Source organism: Mesorhizobium sp. M8A.F.Ca.ET.161.01.1.1, assembly GCF_004792105.1.
Classification (GTDB): Bacteria; Pseudomonadota; Alphaproteobacteria; order Rhizobiales; family Rhizobiaceae; genus Mesorhizobium.
This window is the reverse complement of sequence record NZ_SRTD01000006.1, coordinates 123,759-143,462: the sequence shown is the minus strand read 5'-3', so window position 1 is coordinate 143,462 and position 19,704 is coordinate 123,759. Positions and strand designations below refer to the sequence as shown.

The 19,704-nt window shown below is 64.5% G+C and carries 19 protein-coding genes; 11 read left to right on the top strand and 8 right to left on the bottom strand.

Annotation, left to right across the window (positions count from 1 at the left end; all coding sequences use genetic code 11):
* A complete protein-coding gene (glcF, locus tag EN804_RS17175; protein ID WP_135920402.1) occupies positions 1-1,326 on the top strand; it encodes a glycolate oxidase subunit GlcF in 1,326 nt (441 codons plus the stop codon).
* A 176-nt stretch (positions 1,327-1,502) separates the two neighbouring features.
* On the opposite strand, the gene EN804_RS17170 is transcribed toward glcF, so the two are convergent.
* Both EN804_RS17170 and EN804_RS17165 read right to left on the bottom strand, forming a co-directional pair.
* Positions 1,503-2,423, bottom strand: a complete 921-nt coding sequence (locus EN804_RS17170; RefSeq protein WP_135920400.1) for a bifunctional 5,10-methylenetetrahydrofolate dehydrogenase/5,10-methenyltetrahydrofolate cyclohydrolase — start codon at positions 2,421-2,423, stop codon at positions 1,503-1,505.
* Positions 2,424-2,712: 289 nt separating this feature from the next.
* A complete protein-coding gene (locus tag EN804_RS17165) occupies positions 2,713-3,441 on the bottom strand; it encodes a L,D-transpeptidase (protein WP_127278592.1) in 729 nt (242 codons plus the stop codon).
* A 212-nt stretch (positions 3,442-3,653) separates the two neighbouring features.
* Between EN804_RS17165 and EN804_RS17160 the strand changes: the two genes are divergently transcribed.
* Positions 3,654-4,292 (top strand): DNA-3-methyladenine glycosylase I, encoded by a 639-nt coding sequence (locus tag EN804_RS17160; protein ID WP_127870937.1) that lies wholly within the window; start codon positions 3,654-3,656, stop codon positions 4,290-4,292.
* Between the two features lie 89 nt (positions 4,293-4,381).
* Here EN804_RS17160 and EN804_RS17155 read toward each other — a convergent pair whose 3' ends face one another.
* Together EN804_RS17155 and EN804_RS17150 are read right to left on the bottom strand one after the other, a co-directional pair.
* On the bottom strand, positions 4,382-4,771 hold the full coding sequence (locus EN804_RS17155) for a hypothetical protein (RefSeq protein WP_135920398.1): 390 nt from the start codon (positions 4,769-4,771) through the stop codon (positions 4,382-4,384).
* Positions 4,772-4,822: 51 nt separating this feature from the next.
* A complete protein-coding gene (locus tag EN804_RS17150) occupies positions 4,823-5,074 on the bottom strand; it encodes a hypothetical protein (protein WP_127278595.1) in 252 nt (83 codons plus the stop codon).
* A 251-nt stretch (positions 5,075-5,325) separates the two neighbouring features.
* Here EN804_RS17150 and hisS point away from each other — a divergent pair, with 251 nt between their 5' ends.
* From hisS to EN804_RS17130, 4 genes are all read left to right on the top strand, one after another.
* Complete coding sequence (gene hisS / locus EN804_RS17145) at positions 5,326-6,822, top strand: histidine--tRNA ligase (RefSeq protein WP_135920396.1); 1,497 nt, start codon at positions 5,326-5,328, stop codon at positions 6,820-6,822.
* A gap of 181 nt (positions 6,823-7,003) precedes the next feature.
* Positions 7,004-8,125, top strand: coding sequence for an ATP phosphoribosyltransferase regulatory subunit (locus EN804_RS17140; protein ID WP_127870939.1), 1,122 nt, complete (start codon positions 7,004-7,006; stop codon positions 8,123-8,125).
* Positions 8,122-8,820: an ATP phosphoribosyltransferase gene (gene hisG / locus EN804_RS17135; RefSeq protein WP_127870940.1), complete on the top strand. Its 699-nt coding sequence runs from the start codon at positions 8,122-8,124 to the stop codon at positions 8,818-8,820. The genes EN804_RS17140 and hisG overlap by 4 nt, the downstream gene beginning before the upstream one ends.
* A gap of 97 nt (positions 8,821-8,917) precedes the next feature.
* A complete protein-coding gene (locus EN804_RS17130; protein WP_135920394.1) occupies positions 8,918-10,690 on the top strand; it encodes an AMP-binding protein in 1,773 nt (590 codons plus the stop codon).
* Between the two features lie 7 nt (positions 10,691-10,697).
* On the opposite strand, the gene EN804_RS17125 is transcribed toward EN804_RS17130, so the two are convergent.
* The gene (locus EN804_RS17125) at positions 10,698-12,170 is read right to left on the bottom strand and encodes an alpha/beta hydrolase (RefSeq protein WP_246693441.1); all 1,473 of its coding nucleotides are present in this window, start codon (positions 12,168-12,170) and stop codon (positions 10,698-10,700) included.
* A 281-nt stretch (positions 12,171-12,451) separates the two neighbouring features.
* Here EN804_RS17125 and EN804_RS17120 point away from each other — a divergent pair, with 281 nt between their 5' ends.
* A complete protein-coding gene (locus EN804_RS17120) occupies positions 12,452-13,093 on the top strand; it encodes a class I SAM-dependent methyltransferase (RefSeq protein ID WP_135920392.1) in 642 nt (213 codons plus the stop codon).
* A gap of 15 nt (positions 13,094-13,108) precedes the next feature.
* Here the strand turns inward: EN804_RS17120 and EN804_RS17115 are convergent, their stop codons facing one another.
* Complete coding sequence (locus tag EN804_RS17115) at positions 13,109-13,783, bottom strand: TetR/AcrR family transcriptional regulator (RefSeq protein WP_135920390.1); 675 nt, start codon at positions 13,781-13,783, stop codon at positions 13,109-13,111.
* A gap of 103 nt (positions 13,784-13,886) precedes the next feature.
* Positions 13,887-14,831, bottom strand: a complete 945-nt coding sequence (locus EN804_RS17110) for a nucleoside hydrolase (protein ID WP_135920388.1) — start codon at positions 14,829-14,831, stop codon at positions 13,887-13,889.
* Positions 14,832-14,934: 103 nt separating this feature from the next.
* Here EN804_RS17110 and EN804_RS17105 point away from each other — a divergent pair, with 103 nt between their 5' ends.
* The 4 genes from EN804_RS17105 to EN804_RS17090 all read left to right on the top strand — a co-directional run bounded on the left by EN804_RS17105 (position 14,935) and on the right by EN804_RS17090 (position 18,685).
* On the top strand, positions 14,935-15,948 hold the full coding sequence (locus EN804_RS17105; protein ID WP_135920386.1) for a 2OG-Fe(II) oxygenase family protein: 1,014 nt from the start codon (positions 14,935-14,937) through the stop codon (positions 15,946-15,948).
* 78 nt (positions 15,949-16,026) lie between these two features.
* Positions 16,027-16,884 (top strand): ABC transporter substrate-binding protein, encoded by an 858-nt coding sequence (locus EN804_RS17100; protein WP_135920384.1) that lies wholly within the window; start codon positions 16,027-16,029, stop codon positions 16,882-16,884.
* A 56-nt stretch (positions 16,885-16,940) separates the two neighbouring features.
* A complete protein-coding gene (locus EN804_RS17095; RefSeq protein ID WP_135920382.1) occupies positions 16,941-17,882 on the top strand; it encodes an amino acid ABC transporter permease in 942 nt (313 codons plus the stop codon).
* Positions 17,879-18,685 (top strand): amino acid ABC transporter ATP-binding protein, encoded by an 807-nt coding sequence (locus EN804_RS17090; RefSeq protein ID WP_135920380.1) that lies wholly within the window; start codon positions 17,879-17,881, stop codon positions 18,683-18,685. Before EN804_RS17095 ends, EN804_RS17090 begins: the two co-directional genes overlap by 4 nt.
* A gap of 18 nt (positions 18,686-18,703) precedes the next feature.
* Here EN804_RS17090 and EN804_RS17085 read toward each other — a convergent pair whose 3' ends face one another.
* A complete protein-coding gene (locus EN804_RS17085; RefSeq protein ID WP_135920378.1) occupies positions 18,704-19,612 on the bottom strand; it encodes a hydrogen peroxide-inducible genes activator in 909 nt (302 codons plus the stop codon).
* Between the last annotated feature and the right edge of the window lie 92 nt (positions 19,613-19,704).

The window sequence follows — 19,704 nt, the reverse complement described above, 5'->3', positions numbered from 1 at the left end:
ATGCAGACCAATTTTTCGCCCGCACAGCTAGCTAATCCGCATGTCGCCGAGTCCGAAAAAATCCTGCGCAAATGCGTCCATTGCGGCTTCTGCACCGCCACCTGCCCGACCTATGTGACGCTTGGCAACGAGCTCGATTCGCCGCGCGGGCGCATCTACCTGATCAAGGACATGCTGGAGAACGGCCGTCCCGCCGACAAGGAAATCGTCACCCATATCGACCGTTGCCTGTCCTGCCTCGCCTGCATGACCACCTGCCCATCAGGCGTCAACTACATGCATCTGGTCGACCACGCCCGCGCCCATATCCAGGAAACCTACAGGCGGCCGCTGCTCGACCGGCTGACCCGCGCCATGCTCGCCTTCGTGCTGCCCTATCCCCGTCGCTTCCGCGCGGCGCTCAAGCTGGCGAAGCTGGGCAAGCCGTTCATCGGCCCGTTCGAAAAAATCCCGGCACTGAAGCCGCTCGGCGCGATGCTCAGGCTTGCGCCGGCATCAATCCCGGCGGCCTCGCCGATGGCCTTGCCGGGCATCCATGCCGTACAGTTAGCGAAAAGAGGACGTGTGGCCATCCTGACCGGCTGCGCGCAATCGGTGCTGGATCCCGCCATCAACGATACGACCATCTCGCTGCTAACACGGCTCGGCGTCGAGGTTGTGGTGCCGCCGGGCGAGGGCTGCTGCGGCGCACTGGTTCATCACATGGGACGGGAGGAAGCCGCTCTTGCTTCGGCCAGGCAGAATGTCGATGCCTGGACCCGTGCCATCGATGAGGGCGGGCTCGACGCCATCATCATCACCGCGTCGGGCTGCGGCACGACGATCAAGGATTACGGCTTCATGCTGCGGCTCGATCCGGCCTATGCCGACAAGGCCGCGGGCGTGTCGGCGCTGGCCAAGGACATCACCGAGTATCTGTCCGCCATCGATCTGCCCGAACCGGTGCGCAAGCCGGGCACGGTCGTCGCCTATCACTCGGCCTGCTCGATGCAGCACGGCCAGAAGATCACGCGTCAGCCGAAGGAACTGCTCGCCAGGGCCGGTTTCATCGTGCGCGAGCCGCGCGAGGGCCATCTCTGTTGTGGCTCGGCCGGCACCTACAACATTCTGCAGCCCGAGATTTCGGCCAGGCTGCGCGACCGCAAGGTGAAAAACATCGAGGCGACGGGCGCCGCGATCGTCGCCACGGGCAATATCGGCTGCATCACGCAGATCGCGTCCGCTGCCAGGATGCCGGTGGTGCACACGGTCAAGCTGCTCGACTGGGCCTATGGCGGGCCGCGACCGGAAGGCGTCTCCGAGGAAAGGCTTGTTGCGGCTGAGTAGCGCGGCGTTGCCCCTGTCAGAGTTACGGCAAATCCCCCTCATCCGGCCGCTTCGCGGCCACCTTCTCCCCGTCGGGGAGAAGAGGTTGACGCCGGCGGTGATAGTCTCCTCTCCCCTCGGGGAGAGGTCAGCCGAGCAAAGCGGAGGCTGGGTGAGGGGGGTGACGCCGCCCTGTCTTATTCCGCCGCCAGCCTGTCGGCCGTGCCGTAGGTCGCCTCGTAGAGCGCGCGCTGGCGGCTGAGCGCGACCATCGTGTTGCGCAGCAAGATGGCCACCGTGATCGGGCCGACGCCGCCTGGAACCGGGGTGATCCACGAGGCCACGTGCTTGACGCTGTCGGTGTCGACGTCGCCGACGATGCGGCTGGTGCCATCAGGCCCGATTTCGGAATTGATGCCGATGTCGATGACGGCCGCACCTGGCTTCACCATGTCGGCCTTGATCAGCCTTGGCTTGCCGACGGCGACGAACAGCGCGTCGGCGCGCCGCGCATGGGCGGCGACCGACCGCGTCATGTGATGGCAGACCGTCACCGTCGCGCCTTCGCTCATCAACAGGAAGGCGATCGGCTTCCCGACGATTTCCGAATGGCCGACGACGACCACTTCCAGTCCCTTGAGGTCGAGGCCGGTTTCCTTGAGCAGTTCGACCGAGGCCGCGGCCGTGCAGGGCGCGAGGTCGAGCTGGTTGTAGACGATGTTGCCGATCGAGGCCGGGTGCATGCCCTCGACATCCTTCAGCAGATGCACCGCTGCCTGCAGCGTCTTGACCGGGATATGCGCGGGAACCGGCCGCTGGATGATGATGCCGGTGACGCGCGGATCGGCGTTCAGCCCGTGGATGGCTGCTTCCAGCTCACCCGAGGTGATGGTGGCGGGAAAGCGCCGTTCCTCGAAATCGATGCCGGCGAGCTGAGCCTTGGCGCGCTGGTTGCGTACATAGACATCGACCGCGTCGGTATCGCCGACGGTGATCGAGATCAGCTTGGGCGGGAAACCCTCGGCTTTGGCAATGGCCGCGTCCTCGCGCACGGCGGCGATGATGCGCTGGGCGACAGGGCCGCCCTTGAGATAGCGGCTGTCGTCGGAGAGGGACATAGCTCGAACCTTTGGTGGGAAGATTGTGCACTGCAATAGCAGAGCATGGCCCGGAAATCAGCCCTGAAAGCGAAACACCGTGCCTCCGGGGCGACCTGTCGCACCGTGAAACGAAAAGGGCAGCCCGGTTACCCGTGCTGCCCTCTCGTGACCGGCCGTATCCCCACACGGCCCGTCCCCCGTTAACTCGCCGCCAGTCTAAGCACGTCTTCCAGAAGCGCGCTATGGCTTGAGGGCAACAGCGCGCAAAAACCTGCTCAGCACTGCTTAACCGGCTGATTCGCTATCATTATATCACCTCGACCGTGGTTCCGACATTGACCCGCTCATAAAGGTCGACCACGTCCTCGTTGCGCATGCGGATGCAGCCCGACGACACCGCGCCGCCGATCGTCCAGGGCTGGTTGGTGCCGTGGATGCGGTACTCCGTCGTGCCGATATAGAGTGCTCGCGCGCCGAGCGGGTTTTCCATGCCGCCAGCCAGATAAGTCGGCAGGTAGCGGCCCTTGGCCGCCTCGCGCTTGATCATCTCGGCTGGCGGACGCCAGTCCGGCCAGACGCGCTTGTTGGTGATCTTGTGCGTGCCCGACCATTCGAAGCCGGGCTTACCGGTGCCGACGCCGTAGCGCCGCGCCTTGCCGTTCTTCTCGACCAGATAGAGGAAATTCTGCGTGGTATCGATGACGATGGTGCCTGGCTTCTGGCCTCCGTCATAAGCGACTTCCTGCGGCAGGTAGACCGGGTTGATCTGCGGGCGCATGACCATGCGCTTGGCCGGCGCCTGCACGCCCGCCGTCTGCACACGGTCGGGCTGCGCGGTGCGCTGGCGCGGCTGCTGCACGGCCTGTCGGTTCTGCCGCACGATGCCCGGCGCATGGCCAAGCTGCAGCACCCAGGGCGCGGAAAGGTCGGGGCTCACCATCACCGGCGGCCTGTCGGCATAGCGGTCGTCGGCAAGGGAGGGCATGACGCTTGCGGCAAGCACCGCCGCGCTGAACAACGGAAGCAGGAATTTCATCGGGAACGCACCTTGATAGCCTGATACGCCGGGCAAGAACGCTCCCGGTTTGCGCGATCATTGGCGGCGAGCAGCAACCGAAACATGAATCGGAATGCGTAAAATGCGGTTCTGTCAGTAAACCTTTTGGTGTGGTTACCGCCGGGTTCAGGAATCTGGTAAAGCCACGGTAAAAGCAGCGCGGAAGCGCGTTAACGGATGGATCTCTTGAGATGAGCAATGAAAACACCGGCCTGCTTGCCGGTCCTGACGGTGTCGTGCGCTGCTTCTGGCATGGCAATCTGCCCGACTATCTGCACTACCACGACCATGAATGGGGCCGGCCGGTGGCCGACGACCGTAGGCTGTTCGAGAAGATCTGCCTCGAAGGGTTTCAGTCGGGGCTGTCGTGGCTGACCATTTTGCGCAAGCGGGAGAATTTTCGCGAGGCCTTCGCCGGCTTCGACTTCGACAAGGTCGCCGCCTTCACCGACAAGGATGTGGAACGCCTGCTCGGCAATGCCGGTATCATCCGCCATCGCGGCAAGATCGTCTCGACCATCAACAACGCCAAACGCGCCCGCGAAATGGTCGACGAGTTCGGCTCGCTGGCCGCCTGGTTCTGGAGGTTCGAACCCGGCAAGGAGGAACGGCCGCAAACCGTTGATCTCGCCCATCTGCGCGCCAACCCGACCACCGCGGTTTCCGTGCGGATTTCGAAGGACCTGAAGAAGCGCGGCTGGAGCTTCGTCGGCCCGACCACGGTCTACGCCTTCATGCAGGCCATGGGGCTGGTCAACGACCATCTCGAAGGCTGTGTATGCCGCAAGGAGGTCGAGAAGCAGCGGAAGGCTTTCAAGCGGCCGAAATAGCTGCTTTTTCCTTCTCCCCGTTCACGGGGAGAAGGTGGCCGAAGGCCGGATGAGGGGCGGCGCCGACCTTGCCAGGTGTCGCGCTGCCCTCACTTCTCGAACCGTCCCTTGTGTCCGCTGCCATTGATGTCCCACACCAGGCTGCGGCCTGAAATGCTCAGCACAAGGCCGCTGAAACCGCTGTCGTCGGGCGTATGATGCGTCGATGCCGAACTGCGTCCGGCGGGGATGACCTCGACCGTCGAGCCCTTTTTCACCCAACAGCCCTTGCCGTCCTGGTCATTGGCGCCATAGGCGAGCATGAACTCGAAGCTGCCGTCCTTCTTCAGCAGCAGTTCGGAGCCGACCTCCATGACGCCGCGCAGGTAGTAATGGCCGGCAAGGCCCGCGTCCCCCGGCTTGCAGCCTGCGGCGCTGGCCGGATTGGCCGCCCCAAGTAAAAACGCGCAGCCAAGCGCGTATGCGTAGCCCAGTCGCATGCTCAATCCCCTGATCAAGAATGAAAATCGCATCCAGCGAAACGGACGGTTTCAGGTGCCGTTGGCGCCGGCCAGGAACAGCCCGGCGACGATTGCCGCCACGGTGGCCACTGTCGGATAGATCACCAGCAGGCCGGTCACCAGGGCGTCGCGCAGGGAAGATCCCTTGCCGGTGTCGGCGGGTACATCGAACGGCCCGGCCGCCTGGCCAGCCATTTTCGGTGCATGGGTGCCCGCAGGGCGCAAGCGTGTGGGCAGTTCACCGGCCTCGCCGTTGGCCTGGAATTCCGTTGCACTGGTCATGTCCTGAACCCCTTCGTTTCGATGCGCTGTATCGGCCGCGATTGTGTCGGCACGATGCCGCGCTCATGGCGGCATTGTTTCACTTCTGGCGTGTTTTTGTTTCAGAGGGTTTCGATTTTTCCTGATCTCGTCGGGTGCGCCGCGGGGCGCCAACCCTTGCCGCTCCCGGCTTCATCGGTTAGGAAACGCGCGCTGTGGAACGCGGTAGATTTACCGCGCCACGAAGTCATGAACCATCGGGTGCCCAGATTATGGCCGACAAATCGGAAAAGACGAAAGCGCGGCTGCCGCGCGGGTTTGCCGACCGCGGCGCCGAGGACATCCGCGCCGTCGAGAAGATGATAGCGACGATCCGCTCGGTCTATGAGCTCTATGGCTTCGAGCCGGCCGACCAGCCGCTGATCGAATACACCGATGCGCTCGGCAAATTCCTGCCCGACCAGGACCGGCCGAACGAAGGCGTGTTCTCCTTCCAGGACGATGACGACCAGTGGCTGTCGCTGCGCTACGACCTAACAGCGCCGACGGCACGCTTCGTCGCCGAGAATTTCGAACGCCTGCCCAAGCCATACCGCAGCTACCGGTCCGGCTGGGTGTTCCGCAACGAAAAGCCCGGCCCCGGCCGCTTCCGCCAGTTCATGCAGTTCGACGCCGATACGATCGGCACGCCGGGCGTTGCGGCGGATGCAGAGATGGCGATGATGATGGCCGACGTCATGGAAGCGCTCGGCATCAAGCGCGGCGACTATGTCATCCGCGTCAACAACCGCAAGGTGCTGGACGGCGTGCTGGAAGCAATCGGCCTTGGCGGCGAGGAGAATGCCGGTCGTCGGCTGACCGTGCTGCGTGCCATCGACAAGCTGGACAAGCTCGGCGCGGAAGGTGTCCGGCTTCTGCTTGGCCCAGGGCGTTGGGATGGCGGCAAGGAAGGCGAGGGGGATTTTGCCAAGGGCGCCGGGCTGAATGATACGCAAGCCCAGGCCGTCCTTCTGGCGACGGCGCGCAATGCGCAGGCCGGCCAGGATGCCAGCGTCAGCGGGAACGCGGTCTACCAGGAGGGCGTTGGCGAACTCGCAACGATCGAAGCCTTGGTCAGGGCCGCCGGATACGGCGAGGACCGCATCGCCATGGACCGTTCCGTCGTGCGCGGCCTGGAATATTACACGGGTCCCGTCTTCGAGGCCGAACTGCTGGCCGAGATCCCCAATGAGGACGGCCAGATCGTACGCTTCGGCTCGGTCGGTGGCGGCGGCCGCTATGACGGATTGGTCTCACGCTTCCGCGGTGAGCCGGTGCCGGCGACGGGCTTTTCCATCGGCGTCTCCAGGCTGATGACGGCGCTGAAGAACCTTGGCAAGCTCGGAAGCGCCGACGTGATCGCGCCGGTTGTCGTGCTGGTCATGGACAAGGACACGGAAAGCCTCGGCCGCTACCAGAAGATGGTGGCGGAACTGCGCGCCGCCGGCATCCGCTCCGAAATGTACCTCGGCGGCGCCGGCATGAAGGCGCAGCTCAAATATGCCGACCGTCGCGGCTGTCCGGTCGCCATCATTCAGGGCGGCGACGAGCGCGCCAAGGGTGAACTGCAGATCAAGGACCTGATCGAAGGCGCGCGCATGTCCGCCGAAATCACCGACAATGCCGAATGGCGCGCCGCGCGCCCGGCGCAGGTGACGGTGGCGGAAAGCGAGCTGGTCGCCGAAGTGAAGAAGATCTTGGCGGCGCAGGCCCAGGAGCGGACCAAGTGACGAGCGCCGCGCGCTCTTGTCCTTCTCCCCTTGTGGGAGAAGGTGGCCTCGCGAAGCGAGGTCGGATGAGGGGTGTTCCAGGGAACGCAAACGCTTCATTCCGACACGCACCCCTCAACCGTCTCGGCGCTGCGCGCCGATCCACCTTCTCCCACAGGGGGAGAAGGGAAGGGCGCGGCATATGACCTCCCGCTACCCCGCCATATCAGCCGACATCATCGCGCTCTTCGCAACCCGCAACACGCATGCGGTGGAAGTTGCCGTGCTGCAGCCGGCCGATCCGTTCCTCGACATGGCCGGCGAGGATCTGCGCCGGCGCATTTTCCTTACGGAGAGCGAGACCGGGCAGACGCTCTGCCTGCGGCCCGAATTCACCATTCCGGTCTGTCTCGACCACATAACCAGCCAGGCCGGCACGCCGCGCCGCTATTCCTATCTCGGCGAGGTGTTTCGCCAGCGCCGCGAGGGCGGCAACGAGTTCTTTCAGGCCGGCATCGAGGATCTCGGCGATCGCGACACGGCTGAAGCCGATGCCCGCTCGGTTGCCGACGCGCACGCCCTGCTGTCGCTGGTCCTGCCCGGTCAGTCGCTGGCGGTCACGCTCGGCGACCAGGGCATCTTCGAGGCGGTACTGGCGGCCCTAGGGCTCCCGCGCGGATGGCGCATGCGGCTCGCCCGCGCCTTCGGCTCGGCGCCGATGCTGGAGGCGGCACTCGCCGATCTCGCCAACCCGCCGCGCAACGGCCAGCTCTCCGGCCCGGTCGCGGCGCTTGTCCTCGACGGCGATCTGGACGGCCTTTCCCAGCACATTGCCGGCGGCATGGAGGAGGCCGGCCTGTCGGCATCGGCCGGGCGCGCGCCGTCGGACATCGCGCGGCGGCTGATCGAGAAAGCCGAGTTGCGCAGCGTGCGGCTGTCGAACGAGGCCTTCGCGGCGTTGAAAGGTTTTCTGGCCATCGACGTGCCGCTCGATGGAGCGGCCCAGGCATTGGAAACCTTCGCCGCCGGCGCCGGACTTTCATTGGGTGCGGCGCTGGAAAAATTCGCGGCCCGCGCCAAGGCGATCGAGGCGCATGGCTTGCCGTCGGGAAAAATCCGCTACGACGCCGCCTTCGGCCGTCCGCTCGATTATTACACCGGTGTGGTCTTCGAAGTCGCGGCCGCAAGTGGCGAGCGTCCCCTGGCCGGCGGCGGCCGCTATGACAGGTTGCTGACGCTGCTCGGCGCCAAGACCGCGATCCCCGGTGTCGGCTTCTCGGTGTGGCTCGACCGCATCGAGGCGTTGCGGGAGACGGCACCATGATCACGCTGGCGATCCCGTCCAAGGGCCGGCTCAAGGAGCAGGCACTGGAGGTGCTGGCCAAGGCCGGCCTCGCCGTCAGCCTGCCCGGCGACGAGCGCAAATATCACGCCCGCGTCGAGGGCCTGGACAATGTCGAAGTGGTCTTCCTGTCGGCTTCCGAAATATCGGGCGAAATAGGGCAGGGCGCGGTCGATCTCGGCATCACCGGCGAGGACCTTGTGCGGGAAAATCTCGCCGACTGGGAAGCGCGGGCCGAGATCGTCGCCCGTCTCGGCTTCGGCCATGCCGATGTCGTGGTCGCGGTGCCCGAGATCTGGCTCGATGTCGACACCATGGCCGATCTCGATGACGTCGCCGCAGATTTCCGCCAGCGCCATGGCCGGCGGCTCAGGATCGCCACCAAATACTGGCGGCTGACGCAGCAGTTCTTTTCGCTCAAGCACGGCATCCAGGTCTATCGCATCGTCGAAAGCCTCGGCGCCACCGAAGGCGCGCCGGCGGCCGGCCTTGCCGACGTCATCGTCGACATCACCACCACGGGCTCGACGCTGCGCGCCAACCATCTCAAGGTGCTGGGCGATGGCGTCGTGCTGAAGTCGCAGGCCTGCCTGGTGGCCTCGAAGAAAGATCGTTCCGCCGCCGATGAGGCCATCTTCCGGGATATAGCCGCGAAAATGACGGCGACGGTCGGATAGCCTGCTTTCCCTGGCGGGAGGGGTGTCACTACCATCGGCGGGATTTCCACCGTTCCGGCAGGCTGATAGGCTCGGTCCGTGCTGGGAGGAGAGAGCGATGCCGGTCAATCTCGACGAGCTGAAGAACGCCACCAATCTGCGCGGACGCGGCGCGCGCTCCGGCATTGTCTTTGTCGCGCCCGTCCACGGCAAGGCGCATGTCTCGGGCGAGCGCAAGGTGCCGTTGCTGGAGGAGACCATTCCGGCCCTGTTCTCCGATACCGTCAGCAAATACGGCACGCTCGATGCCGCAATCTTCGTCGGCCAGGACAAGCGCTTCACCTGGAGCGAACTGTCGGACACCGTCGATGCGCTGGCCGCCGGCTTCCTGGCGCTCGGCCTGCGCAAGGGCGATCGCGTCGGCATCTGGTCGCCCAACCGCTGGGAATGGCTGGTGACGCAATTCGCCACCGCCCGCATCGGCCTGATTCTGGTCAACATCAACCCGGCCTATCGGCTGACCGAGCTGGAATATGCCCTGAACAAGGTCAGCTGCAAGGCCCTGGTGACGGCGGCGAGCTTCAAGACCTCGGACTATCTCGGCATGATCGAGACGCTGGCGCCGGAAATCGCCACGGCGACGCCGGGCAAGCTGAAGGCCGCCAAATTGCCGGCGCTGAGGATCGTCATCCGCATGGGCGAGGAGAACTCGCCAGGCATGTTCAATTTCGGCGACGTGCTAGCCATGGCCGGCCGCGACGAGCATGACAGCCTCGACCGCATCTCCGAGGGTCTGAAGCCGGGCGACGCGATCAACATCCAGTTCACCTCAGGCACGACAGGCGCTCCCAAGGGCGCGACGCTCACTCATCTGAACATCGTCAACAACGGCAACTTCGTCACTTCGGCCATCAAGCTCACTGTCGACGACCGGCTCTGCATCCCGGTGCCGCTCTATCATTGCTTCGGCATGTCGATGGGCACGATGGGTTGTGTGTCGAAAGGCGCGACCATGGTTTTCCCTTGCGAGGGTTTTGATCCCGGCCTGACGCTGAAAGCGATCGCGCAGGAGCGCTGCACGGGCCTCTACGGCGTTCCGACCATGTTCGTCGGCATGCTCGATCATCCGGATTTCTCATCCTTCGATCTCTCCAGCCTGCGCACCGGCATCATGGCCGGCTCGCCATGCCCGATCGAGGTGATGAAGAAGGTGGTGTCGCTGATGCATATGTCGGAGGTGACCATCGCCTACGGCATGACCGAGACCAGTCCGGTCTCGTTCCAGAGCAGCACCGACGATCCGCTGGAAAAGCGCGTGTCGACCGTCGGGCGCATCCATCCGCATGTCGAGGTCAAGGCGGTCGATGCCGATGGCGCCACCGTTGCCGTCGGCGCGCCGGGCGAGCTTTGCACGCGCGGCTACTCGGTGATGAAAGGCTATTGGGACGACGACGAAAAGACCCGTGAGGCAATCGACACCGACGGCTGGATGCACACTGGCGACCTCGCCACCATCGACGCCGAGGGCTATTGCAACATTGTCGGCCGCGTCAAGGACATGGTCATCCGCGGCGGTGAGAACGTCTATCCCAGGGAGGTCGAGGAATTCCTCTACCGCCATCCCAAGGTGCGGGAAGTGCAGGTCTTCGGCATCCCGGACGCCAAATATGGCGAGGAGTTGTGCGCTTGGATCGTGCTCAAACCCGGCCAGGTCGCCACCGAACAGGAGATCAAGGCCTTCTGTGCGGGCCAGATCGCCCATTACAAGATACCGCGCCACATTCGCTTCCGCACCGAATTGCCGATGACGGTGACCGGCAAGCCGCAGAAATTCCTGATGCGTCAGGCGATGGTGGAAGAGTTGGGGCTGGTGGCGCAGAAAACGGCGTGAGGCGGGATCAGCCGCGTCGTACGAAGGCACTGATGCTGTCGAGCAGGGACTGCCGGTCGCCGACCCAGAACCAGTGGTCGTCGCCGTCGACCTCGATGAACCGGGCGCCCGGAATCCTGGACGCGAGGAACCGCCCGGCCTCGATGCGCACGGCGCGGTCGCCTGAACGGTGGAGGACCATCGTCGGGGCGGAGACTTTTGCCAGGAGGTGACGGACATCTGCATCCCGTAATGCCTCGAGCAGGCCCGCGACCGCGCCCGGGCTGGAGGCTGCCCTGAGCAATCCGGCCCACCAGGTCCTCGCCTGACGGTCGCCAGTGAGGCTTGGGGCGAAGGTTTCGATTTCCGCTGGGCCACCCCAACCCGCGAGCAGGCGTTGCTTCCACAGATCATACTGCGCGACGGTCAAGGCGTAGGGATAGTCGGGGGCGCGGCTGCCCTTCGCCAGCGAGCCCCAGAGAACAAGGCCGCTCAGCCGGTCGCTATGCTCGACTGCAAAACGGATGCAGCCCGGCCCGCCCTCCGACGCACCGACCAGCAAGGCCCGGCGGCTGCCGGCCGCGTTCATGACCGCCAGAATATCCTGCGCCGTTGCCTCGACCGTGGGACGGGCACCGACGCGGTCTGAAAGCCCCATGCCGCGCCGGTCGAAGAGGATCAGGCGACCCAGGCGCGAAACCGCGGTCAGCCAGGCGCGGCAGCCTGCGTCTTCCCAGATACGCTCGACATGCGAAATGAAGCCGGGAACAAGCACGATGTCCGTCGGGCCGCTACCGACGATCTGGTACGCGATGTGGATGCCGTCCACTGCGACGTAACGCGTCCTGGGCATATCCAAGGTAGCGTCCTGAGTTGGCTCGCGCAGCATGGCCAGCATGGCGGGGTCCGGCGCTACGCCGAGTTCGTCCCGCAAGAGCCGGATGCACGTCTCGATCTGGCGTTCGGCCGCCGCCCTGTCCCCGGCGGCCAGGTGGACATGGATCAAGTGGCGGTGCGCGCTTTCGCTCAAAGGGTCGAGCGCCGTCAACCGTGTCGCATGAACGACCGCGCCGCGCGGCTCGCCGCCGGCGATCTTGGCTTCGACGAGCCGCTCCAGCGCCTGCACCAGCCGGCCGCGCAAGGTCTCTCGCCGGAAGAAGATCCATTCCTCGAATTCCGGACTGTCCGGCAGCGAGAAGCCGGCGAGATAATCGTCGTTGTAGATGTCGGCTGCCTCGTCGAGAGAGCGGGAATTGCAGGCCTGCTCGAAAACCCTGGTGTCGATCTCGGCGGACAAGGCTGGGTGTAGGCTCAGCGAGACGCCTGTGGCGGCGATGATCTCTCTGCCGAACGCGATGCGGATTTTATAGAGTGTCCGCCGAAGGCGGGCGCGAGCGGCCTGTTCGTCGGTCTCGGGCCACAGAAGCGTGGCGACGACATCGCGCGCCACCGGTCCGCCGGCCTCGGCCAGGTAGATGAGGAGCGCCGCCGCCTTGCGCAAGGCAAGTTCCACCCGCCGGCCGCTCAAGCGGAACTCCGGAAACCCAGAAATCGGAATTCCAATCGCTCCATCGATCCGACCACGGCCATGCGGGGACGCTGAGGGGACGCCGGCCTTCTATCCATTCCCACGACATCGGGCCGATCGGGCCCGATCATGAGACTCCCTTGGAGCGAGAAATGTCACTGGTCAATACTCTCATCCGCCATTGCACAGCAGGGCCTGTTGCCGGCGGTGGCGCCCCTGTTGGCGCTGCCGGCGCAGGGCAGGGAGGCTGAGACATGTGCCAATCCTGTCTCTCCTGGTACGCGCGCTGCATGGCTCCCTACTTCGTCCACGTCGGCTGTTCAGCCCGCACTTTCACGCATATGCGACGGCGCCTGATCCCACGGGCAGATGGCGTTGTCGTCGAGGTCGGTTTCGGGTCCGGCCTGAACCTTCCCTATTACGACGCCGGCAGGGTGAAGCGGCTGGTCGGCGTCGATCCCGACGGCACGATGCTCGGCCTGGCCGAACCGAAGAGCCATTCCTTGCCATTCAATGTCGACTGTATCCGGGCCAGCGGTGAAAGACTGCCGTTGACCGACAGCTTCGCCGACACGGTCGTCGTCACCTACGCCTTCTGCACCATTCCGGATCCCGAGGCGGCGCTGACCGAGATCCGGCGCATCCTGAAGCCCACGGGCCGGCTGATCTTCATCGAGCACGGCCAGGCCGAGGGGCCGCGCTGCCGCAAATGGCAGGAGCGTCTGGACCGGCCCTGGGGCCGACTCGCCGGCGGCTGCCACCTCAACCGCGATCCATTGCACCTGATCCGGGCGGCGGGCTTCCATGTCGTCGAAGCGGAGCGTGAACGGTTCCGGCTACCCTTCTGGCAGTTGGGAAGTCACCATGCCGGCATCGCCATACCCCCAACGGGCTGATGCGCCTTCGCCCTGCTATCGCCGTCCGCCGCGTATTTCCACCGGCCTCGGCGCTGAACCCGGCTCCTGGACCAGCGGGCCGAGCAGCACTTCGCCGAACAGCGGCTGGTAGCTCCGGCGCACCGCCGGGTCCTCTTTGAAGGACAGAGCGTATTGGCCGATCTGGTGGAAATAGGTGATGCGGGCCCTGACCAGGCTCTCGTCCTCGGGATAACCCATGGCGCGAAAGGAACGGATCAGGAGCTCGATGCGCAGGTCGTCGATATCCTTGACTTCCCGCGCCAGCTTTTTCGAAGTTCGCGACCAGTCGCGCACGGCGAGGTCGAGCAGGGGACTGAACGGGGCCTCGTCGACCCAGACATGCACGATGTCGGTGAAGAACTGCAGGCCGTCTATATCTAGTATCTCGCGCATCGCCCAGAAGGGCTGGCAATTGATGTCCCGCCATTCCTGCAGCAGTCCGTCACGAAGATCGGCCAGGCTGGTGAAATGGAAATAAAAGCTGCCGCGCGTCACCTTGAACTGCTTGGCGAGGCGGTCGATCTTGACCTCGCCGATGCCGTGTTTCTCCAGCACCTTGCGCGCCGCCGATATCCAGGCCTCGCGGCTCAGCGTCTGCCGCGGCGCCTTCGCGGGCGCGGCGGCTTTGGGCGGTCTCTTGCCTCTGCCAGTGGCGCTGTCGGCTTTCATGTGGTCAAGACCTTCATCGCCATGCTCAACGCCTGCAATCCGTTTGCCGGCTCCGATGCGCTTCGCGACTCATCAAGTGCCCATCTATCGCGGAAGGCGCAACTCAGGGCAATGCGCTTATCCGCTCCAGCATGAGTTCGAAGAACGGCGCCGGATCGATGCGCCGCAGCACATTGCAGTTCTTGCGCCGACCGGTGACGTGCCACCAGTCGACGACCGTCATGCCGATCGTCTCCGGCGAGACAATGTCGACCGTCACCGCGCACTGGCGCTGTTCATAGATTTGCGGCGCCAGGAGATAACCTGTCACGCAGGCATCGTGGATGGGGCGCGCCGGCGTCTCGAATTTGTGGGTGCCGTACTGGCGGTAGAAGTCGGCCAGGTTCGCGGCCTCGATCGCGGCGCGGCTGCCGGTGGCGCGCAGGCGGTCCAGCCATTCGGGCGTCATCAGTGCGGTGTAGGTGCAGTCGATACCCGCCATGGTCACCGGCACGCCGCTGTCGAACACCTTGTGCGCGGCGTGCGGGTCGACGAAGATGTTGAACTCGGCGGCCGGCGTGGCGTTGCCGCCCTGGAAGAAGCCGCCGCCCATCAGCACCACTTCGCGCAGGCGAGGCACGATCCTCGGCTCCATGGTCATGGCCATGGCCAGATTGGTCATCGGCCCGAGCGTGCAGACGGTCAATTCGCCTTCAGGCGCGTCCATGATCGCGCGCACCAGGTAGTTGACCGCGTGTTCGTCCTGTAGCGGCGTCACCGGTTCGGCAAGGTCGGCGCCGTCGAGGCCGGTTTCGCCATGGACGTATTCGGCGGTGATCAGCGTGCGCACCATCGGCGCCGGGCAGCCGGCATAAACAGGCACATCCGGCCGCCCTGCAAGCTCCACGACCTTGAGCGCATTCTTCGAGGTCAGTGCAAGCGGCACGTTACCGCCGACCGTAGTGATGCCGACCACGTCGAGTTCATCGGGCGACCCCAGTGCGAAGAGGATGGCGAAGGCGTCGTCCTGGCCCGGATCGGTGTCGATGATGATCTTGCGTGGTGCCATGATGCCGCGTCCTTCGTTTTGCGATCGAAAGCCTATTGATGAGGCCGTTCGGATGTGTAGAAATACAGTACTGTATCTTATGTTCAAGACAGGGTGTTCGAAAATGGATGCACAAGAGCGCGGCGATTTTTCTGAAATTCCGATCCTCGACGTCTCGGCGCTCTATGGCGACGACGAAGCCGCGATCCGGGCAACGGCAGCGACACTGCGCCGCTATCTCGAGACCATCGGCTTCCTCTATGTCACCGGCCACCCCATTCCGCGCGCCGATGTCGAAGCGGTCCGCGAGGCCTCCAAGCGTTTCTTCGCCTTGCCCGAGGAGGAGAAGGCCAAGCTGAAGATCGACAAGAATTTCCGCGGCTTCCTGCCCTTTGCCGGCTCGACGATCGTGACCTCGTCGGTGGCGGCCGTCAGCAAGCCGAACCAGAGCGAATCGATCTTCTTCATGCACGAGGTCGGCGCCGATGACCCCCGGGCCTTGGCCGGCAAGCCGTTGCAAGGTCCCAACCAGTGGCCTGACGAGGCCGCTCTTGCCGGCTTCAGGGAGACCATCGAGCGCTATGTCCAGGAGATGGGCACGCTCGCCCGCAAGATGGTGCGTGCCATCGCGCTCTCGCTCGGGCTGCCCTCCGACAGCCTCGACCGCTATTTCGAGCAGCCGACGACCTTCCTGCGGCTGCTGCACTATCCGACGCAGCCCCAGGAAGAGGGCTTGTTCGGCTCGGCCCCCCACACCGACTATGGCTTCATCACCCTGTTGGCGCAGGACAATGTCGGCGGGCTCGAGGTGAAGAACAAGGCCGGCGACTGGGTTCCAGCACCTCCGGTTCCGGATTCCTTCGTCATGAATGTCGGCGACATCCTGGCGCGATGGTCCAACGACCAGTTCGTCTCGACGCCGCACCGCGTCATCAACCGCTCCGGACGCGAGCGCTATTCGCAGCCCTTCTTCTTCGATCCGTCCATGGATGAAACGATCACCGCACTTCCGGTCTGCGTGCCGGCCGGCACACAGCCAAAATACGAGCCGGTTCTCTATGGCGATTACCTGATGGAGCGCATCGACAAGAACTATCACTACCGCAAGAAGAAGGCGGCCGAAGCAGCCGCTTCGTAAGGGATGCCGAGCCCGTGTCGGCCACCGGCCCGGGCTCTGCCGTAAAGACCGTAAACAGGACAAGAAAGGGGAACAGCAATGAACAGATATCTGCGAATGACCAGTCTCGCGCTGGCGGTCTCCGCCACCGTCTGGGGCGGGGTTTCCAAAGCCGCCGATGTGCCGAAATCGGCTGAGGTGAAGCAGAGCGGAACGCTCGCCGTCGCCAACACGCTAGACTTCGCGCCGTTCGAATATCTCGACGCCGACGGCAAGCAGACCGGGATCATCATCGAACTCGCCGGCGAGGTGGCCAAGCTCGTCGACGCCAAGCTCGATATCCAGCGCACGCCGTTTCCGTCGATGATCCCGGGCCTCGCGGCCGGCCGCTTCAAGATCGCCTGGGAGACCTTCTCGGCCACGCCGGAGCGCCTGAAGCAGGTCGATTTCGTCATGTTCCTGAAAGCGGGCCTCGCCGTATCGACGTCACCCGACAAGAAGGCGAGCTTCAGCGGCGACACGCCGCTTTGTGGCAAGCGCATAGGCGTCTCGGCCGGCAGTGCTTCGGATTTCCTGGTCGACAAGCTCGGCAAGGAATGCACCGACAAGGGCCAGAAGGCGATCGAAAAGTCGGTGTTCAATTCCTCTACCGATATCGTCCAGGCTGTGCTTTCGGACCGCGTCGACGGGCGTATGGACGATGCCACGGCATCGAGCTATTTCGAGGTGACGAGCAAAGGGCAACTGGTCGTCCTGCCGACGCTTTATGAAGTCGCGCCACTCGGCATGGCGATCGCCAAGGACGACAAGGAGACCGCCGGCATGATGGTGGCGGCACTTGCCGAGCTGTTCAAGAACGGCACGTACAAGGCTATCCTGGAGAAGTACGGCATGGGTGCCTACGCGATCAAGGAACCGTATTTCGTTGGCTCCATGGACGCGCTTCGCGCCGAATAGAGACTACCGGCGTCTGATGCTTCATCAGGCGCCGGCCCGCAACCTGGAGACATCCGATGGGCGTGGCCCACCCGACCGAGATCGGCATCGAGCCGGGCGCCGCCGCCGCCGTGTCACGGCTGATCGTCGTGCCGCAGCGCCGCTATGGCATCTGGATCGGCACGGCGTTCGCCCTGCTGCTGGCCTTCCTGATCATTCGCGCTTTCGCCAGCAACCCGGCCTTTGCCTGGGGCACGGCAGCCGGCTACCTGTTCCATCCCTCGATCATGCGCGGCCTCGGCAACACGCTGATGCTTACCGTCATCATCATGGTGCTGGCGATCGTGGTCGGCACCGTCATCGCCATCATGCGGGTGTCGCCGAGCCCGGTGCTGCGCGCCTTTTCCGGCGTCTATGTCTGGTTCTTCCGCGGCGTGCCCGCGCTGATCCAGCTGATCTTCTGGTTCAACCTGTCGCTGCTGGTGCGCGAGATATCGCTGACGCTGCCGTTCCTGGGCACGCTGTTTTCCGTGCGCACCAATGATTTCATGACCCCGTTCTTCTCTGCCGTCGTCGCGCTTTCGCTGTGCGAGGCCGGCTACATGGCCGAGATCATCCGCGCCGGCATCAAGTCGGTGCCGTCCGGTCAGTCGGAAGCGGCGAGCGCGCTCGGCATGCCTTATCGCATGATCCTGAAGCGCATCACCCTGCCGCAAGCCATGCGCTTCGTGCTGCCGCCGACCGGCAATGAGGCGATCAACCTCCTGAAGATGACCTCGCTGGTAACGTTCATCGCCGTCGATGACCTGTTCTACACCGCGCAGAGCATCTACGCGCGCACCTTCGAGACGATCCCGCTGCTGATCGTGGTCGCCTTCTGGTATCTCGCCGTGGTCAGCATCATGTCGGTCGGGCAGCATTTCCTGGAGCGCCATTTCGGCCGCAGCGATATCCGCCGCGACCCCCTGACGATGCGCGCCTTGCGCAACGCCATCAGCCTGCGCGGCCTTGCCCGATGAGCGATGTGAAATCCGAAAATCGTGCCCGCTTCGGCGTGCCGGCCGATTCCATGGTGTTCGCGCGCGGCGTGCGCAAAACCTATGGCCAGCTTGAAGTTCTCAAAGGCGTCGACCTCGATGTGCCGGAGGGTTCGGTCGCCTGCATCATCGGCCCGTCGGGATCCGGCAAGAGCACGTTCCTGCGCTGCATCAACCATTTGGAAAAGCTCAGCGGCGGCATCCTGCTCGTCGACAGCCAGTTCGTCGGCTACGACCTCCAGGGCGACAAGCTCTATGAGGTGAAGGACGATCTTCTGTGCCGGCGCCGCGCCGAGATCGGCATGCTGTTCCAGTCGTTCAACCTGTTCTCGCACATGACCGTGATGGAGAACCTGATCGAGGCGCCGACGCAGGTGCGGCGAATCCCGCTGGACCAGGCGAAGGCCGAGGCGGAGGTGCTGCTGCGGCGTGTCGGCCTCGCCGACAAGGTCGACCGCTATCCGCGCGAACTGTCCGGCGGTCAGCAGCAGCGTGTCGCGATCGCGCGCGCCATGGCGATGAAGCCCAAGGTGCTGCTCTTCGACGAGCCGACCTCGGCGCTCGATCCGGAACTGGTCGGCGAAGTTCTGCAGGTCATGCGCGACCTTGCCGAGAGCGGCATGACGATGGTCGTCGTCACCCACGAGATCGGCTTCGCCCGTGAGATCGGCGACCAGCTCGTTTTCATGGACGGTGGCGTGATCGTCGAACGTGGCGCGCCGCGCGAGATGATCGCCAATCCGACATCGCCGCGCACCCGAGAGTTCCTGTCCAGGGTTCTGTAGCGCCGGTTAGACCGGCTCTCAGCCAGCCAGCACCGCCGCGCCGAGGCCCCGGATGATCTTCGCCAGCTCGACGCATTCGCCGTGCCGCGCATTGTTGCGCCGCCAGGCAAGGCAGATCATGCGCTGCGGCATCGGCTCCTGGAACGGCACGATCTTGAGGTCGGGGATAGTGCCGGCGGGGCCGGCCGCCATTTCGGGGATGAGTGTGACGCCGAGCCCGTGCGCCACCATCTGCAGGAGCGTCGTCAGGCTGGTGGCGCCGTAGCTTGCCATCGCCACCGGTCGCACATTGCCGCAGACGGCCAGCGCCTGTTCGCGCAGGCAATGGCCTTCTTCCAGCAGCATCAGTCTCTCCAGCGCCGGGCTCTCGGGTGGAACCGGCGGCGAGGCAAAGGCTGGATCGCCTGATGGCACGGCCAGGAAGAACCGGTCGGGAAACAGCGCCTCGGTGATCAGCCCGGGATGGTCGAGCGGAAGTGCGGCGATGAAGGCATCGAGTTTTCGCGATGCGGTGTCCTCGACCAGGGAGGTGGTGACCGCCTCGCGCAATTCGAGCAGCAAGGCCGGGAAATGTTTCTTCAGTTCGGGCAGGGCGCGCGGCAGAAGATAGGGCGCGACGGTCGGGATGATGCCCAGCCGGAAGCGTCCCTCCATCGCCGTGCGGCCGCGCCGGGCCGTCGTTTCGACGTCACGTATGTCAGCCAGGATGCGCTCGATGCGCGGCAACAGAGTGATCGCTTCGTCCGTCATGCGCACCGACCTGCCGCCGCGTTCGAACAGCCGGCAGTTCAGCCGTTGCTCCATTTCGGCGATCTGGGAAGACAGCGCCGGCTGGCTGACGCCGGCAAGTTTCGCCGCGCGCCCGAAATGCAGCGTTTGCGCCAGCGCGTCGAAATAGTGCATCTGGCGAACTGTCAATCCGATCATGCAGTCAAGCCTGCCATAAGAAAATCCTATCGAAATAAACAGGAAAGGCAATTTGTTTTTATCGCCAGTGTGGCCTAGTCTGGAACCGTTCC

What these genes read in the sequence shown, in the direction of transcription:
- glcF (WP_135920402.1), top strand. Translation starts at nt 1, where the DNA reads ATGCAGACCAATTTTTCGCCCGCACAGCTAGCTAATCCGCATGTCGCC.
- EN804_RS17170 (WP_135920400.1), bottom strand. Translation starts at nt 2,423, where the DNA reads ATGTCCCTCTCCGACGACAGCCGCTATCTCAAGGGCGGCCCTGTCGCC.
- EN804_RS17165 (WP_127278592.1), bottom strand. Translation starts at nt 3,441, where the DNA reads ATGAAATTCCTGCTTCCGTTGTTCAGCGCGGCGGTGCTTGCCGCAAGC.
- EN804_RS17160 (WP_127870937.1), top strand. Translation starts at nt 3,654, where the DNA reads ATGAGCAATGAAAACACCGGCCTGCTTGCCGGTCCTGACGGTGTCGTG.
- EN804_RS17155 (WP_135920398.1), bottom strand. Translation starts at nt 4,771, where the DNA reads ATGCGACTGGGCTACGCATACGCGCTTGGCTGCGCGTTTTTACTTGGG.
- EN804_RS17150 (WP_127278595.1), bottom strand. Translation starts at nt 5,074, where the DNA reads ATGACCAGTGCAACGGAATTCCAGGCCAACGGCGAGGCCGGTGAACTG.
- hisS (WP_135920396.1), top strand. Translation starts at nt 5,326, where the DNA reads ATGGCCGACAAATCGGAAAAGACGAAAGCGCGGCTGCCGCGCGGGTTT.
- EN804_RS17140 (WP_127870939.1), top strand. Translation starts at nt 7,004, where the DNA reads ATGACCTCCCGCTACCCCGCCATATCAGCCGACATCATCGCGCTCTTC.
- hisG (WP_127870940.1), top strand. Translation starts at nt 8,122, where the DNA reads ATGATCACGCTGGCGATCCCGTCCAAGGGCCGGCTCAAGGAGCAGGCA.
- EN804_RS17130 (WP_135920394.1), top strand. Translation starts at nt 8,918, where the DNA reads ATGCCGGTCAATCTCGACGAGCTGAAGAACGCCACCAATCTGCGCGGA.
- EN804_RS17120 (WP_135920392.1), top strand. Translation starts at nt 12,452, where the DNA reads ATGTGCCAATCCTGTCTCTCCTGGTACGCGCGCTGCATGGCTCCCTAC.
- EN804_RS17115 (WP_135920390.1), bottom strand. Translation starts at nt 13,783, where the DNA reads ATGAAAGCCGACAGCGCCACTGGCAGAGGCAAGAGACCGCCCAAAGCC.
- EN804_RS17110 (WP_135920388.1), bottom strand. Translation starts at nt 14,831, where the DNA reads ATGGCACCACGCAAGATCATCATCGACACCGATCCGGGCCAGGACGAC.
- EN804_RS17105 (WP_135920386.1), top strand. Translation starts at nt 14,935, where the DNA reads ATGGATGCACAAGAGCGCGGCGATTTTTCTGAAATTCCGATCCTCGAC.
- EN804_RS17100 (WP_135920384.1), top strand. Translation starts at nt 16,027, where the DNA reads ATGAACAGATATCTGCGAATGACCAGTCTCGCGCTGGCGGTCTCCGCC.
- EN804_RS17095 (WP_135920382.1), top strand. Translation starts at nt 16,941, where the DNA reads ATGGGCGTGGCCCACCCGACCGAGATCGGCATCGAGCCGGGCGCCGCC.
- EN804_RS17090 (WP_135920380.1), top strand. Translation starts at nt 17,879, where the DNA reads ATGAGCGATGTGAAATCCGAAAATCGTGCCCGCTTCGGCGTGCCGGCC.
- EN804_RS17085 (WP_135920378.1), bottom strand. Translation starts at nt 19,612, where the DNA reads ATGATCGGATTGACAGTTCGCCAGATGCACTATTTCGACGCGCTGGCG.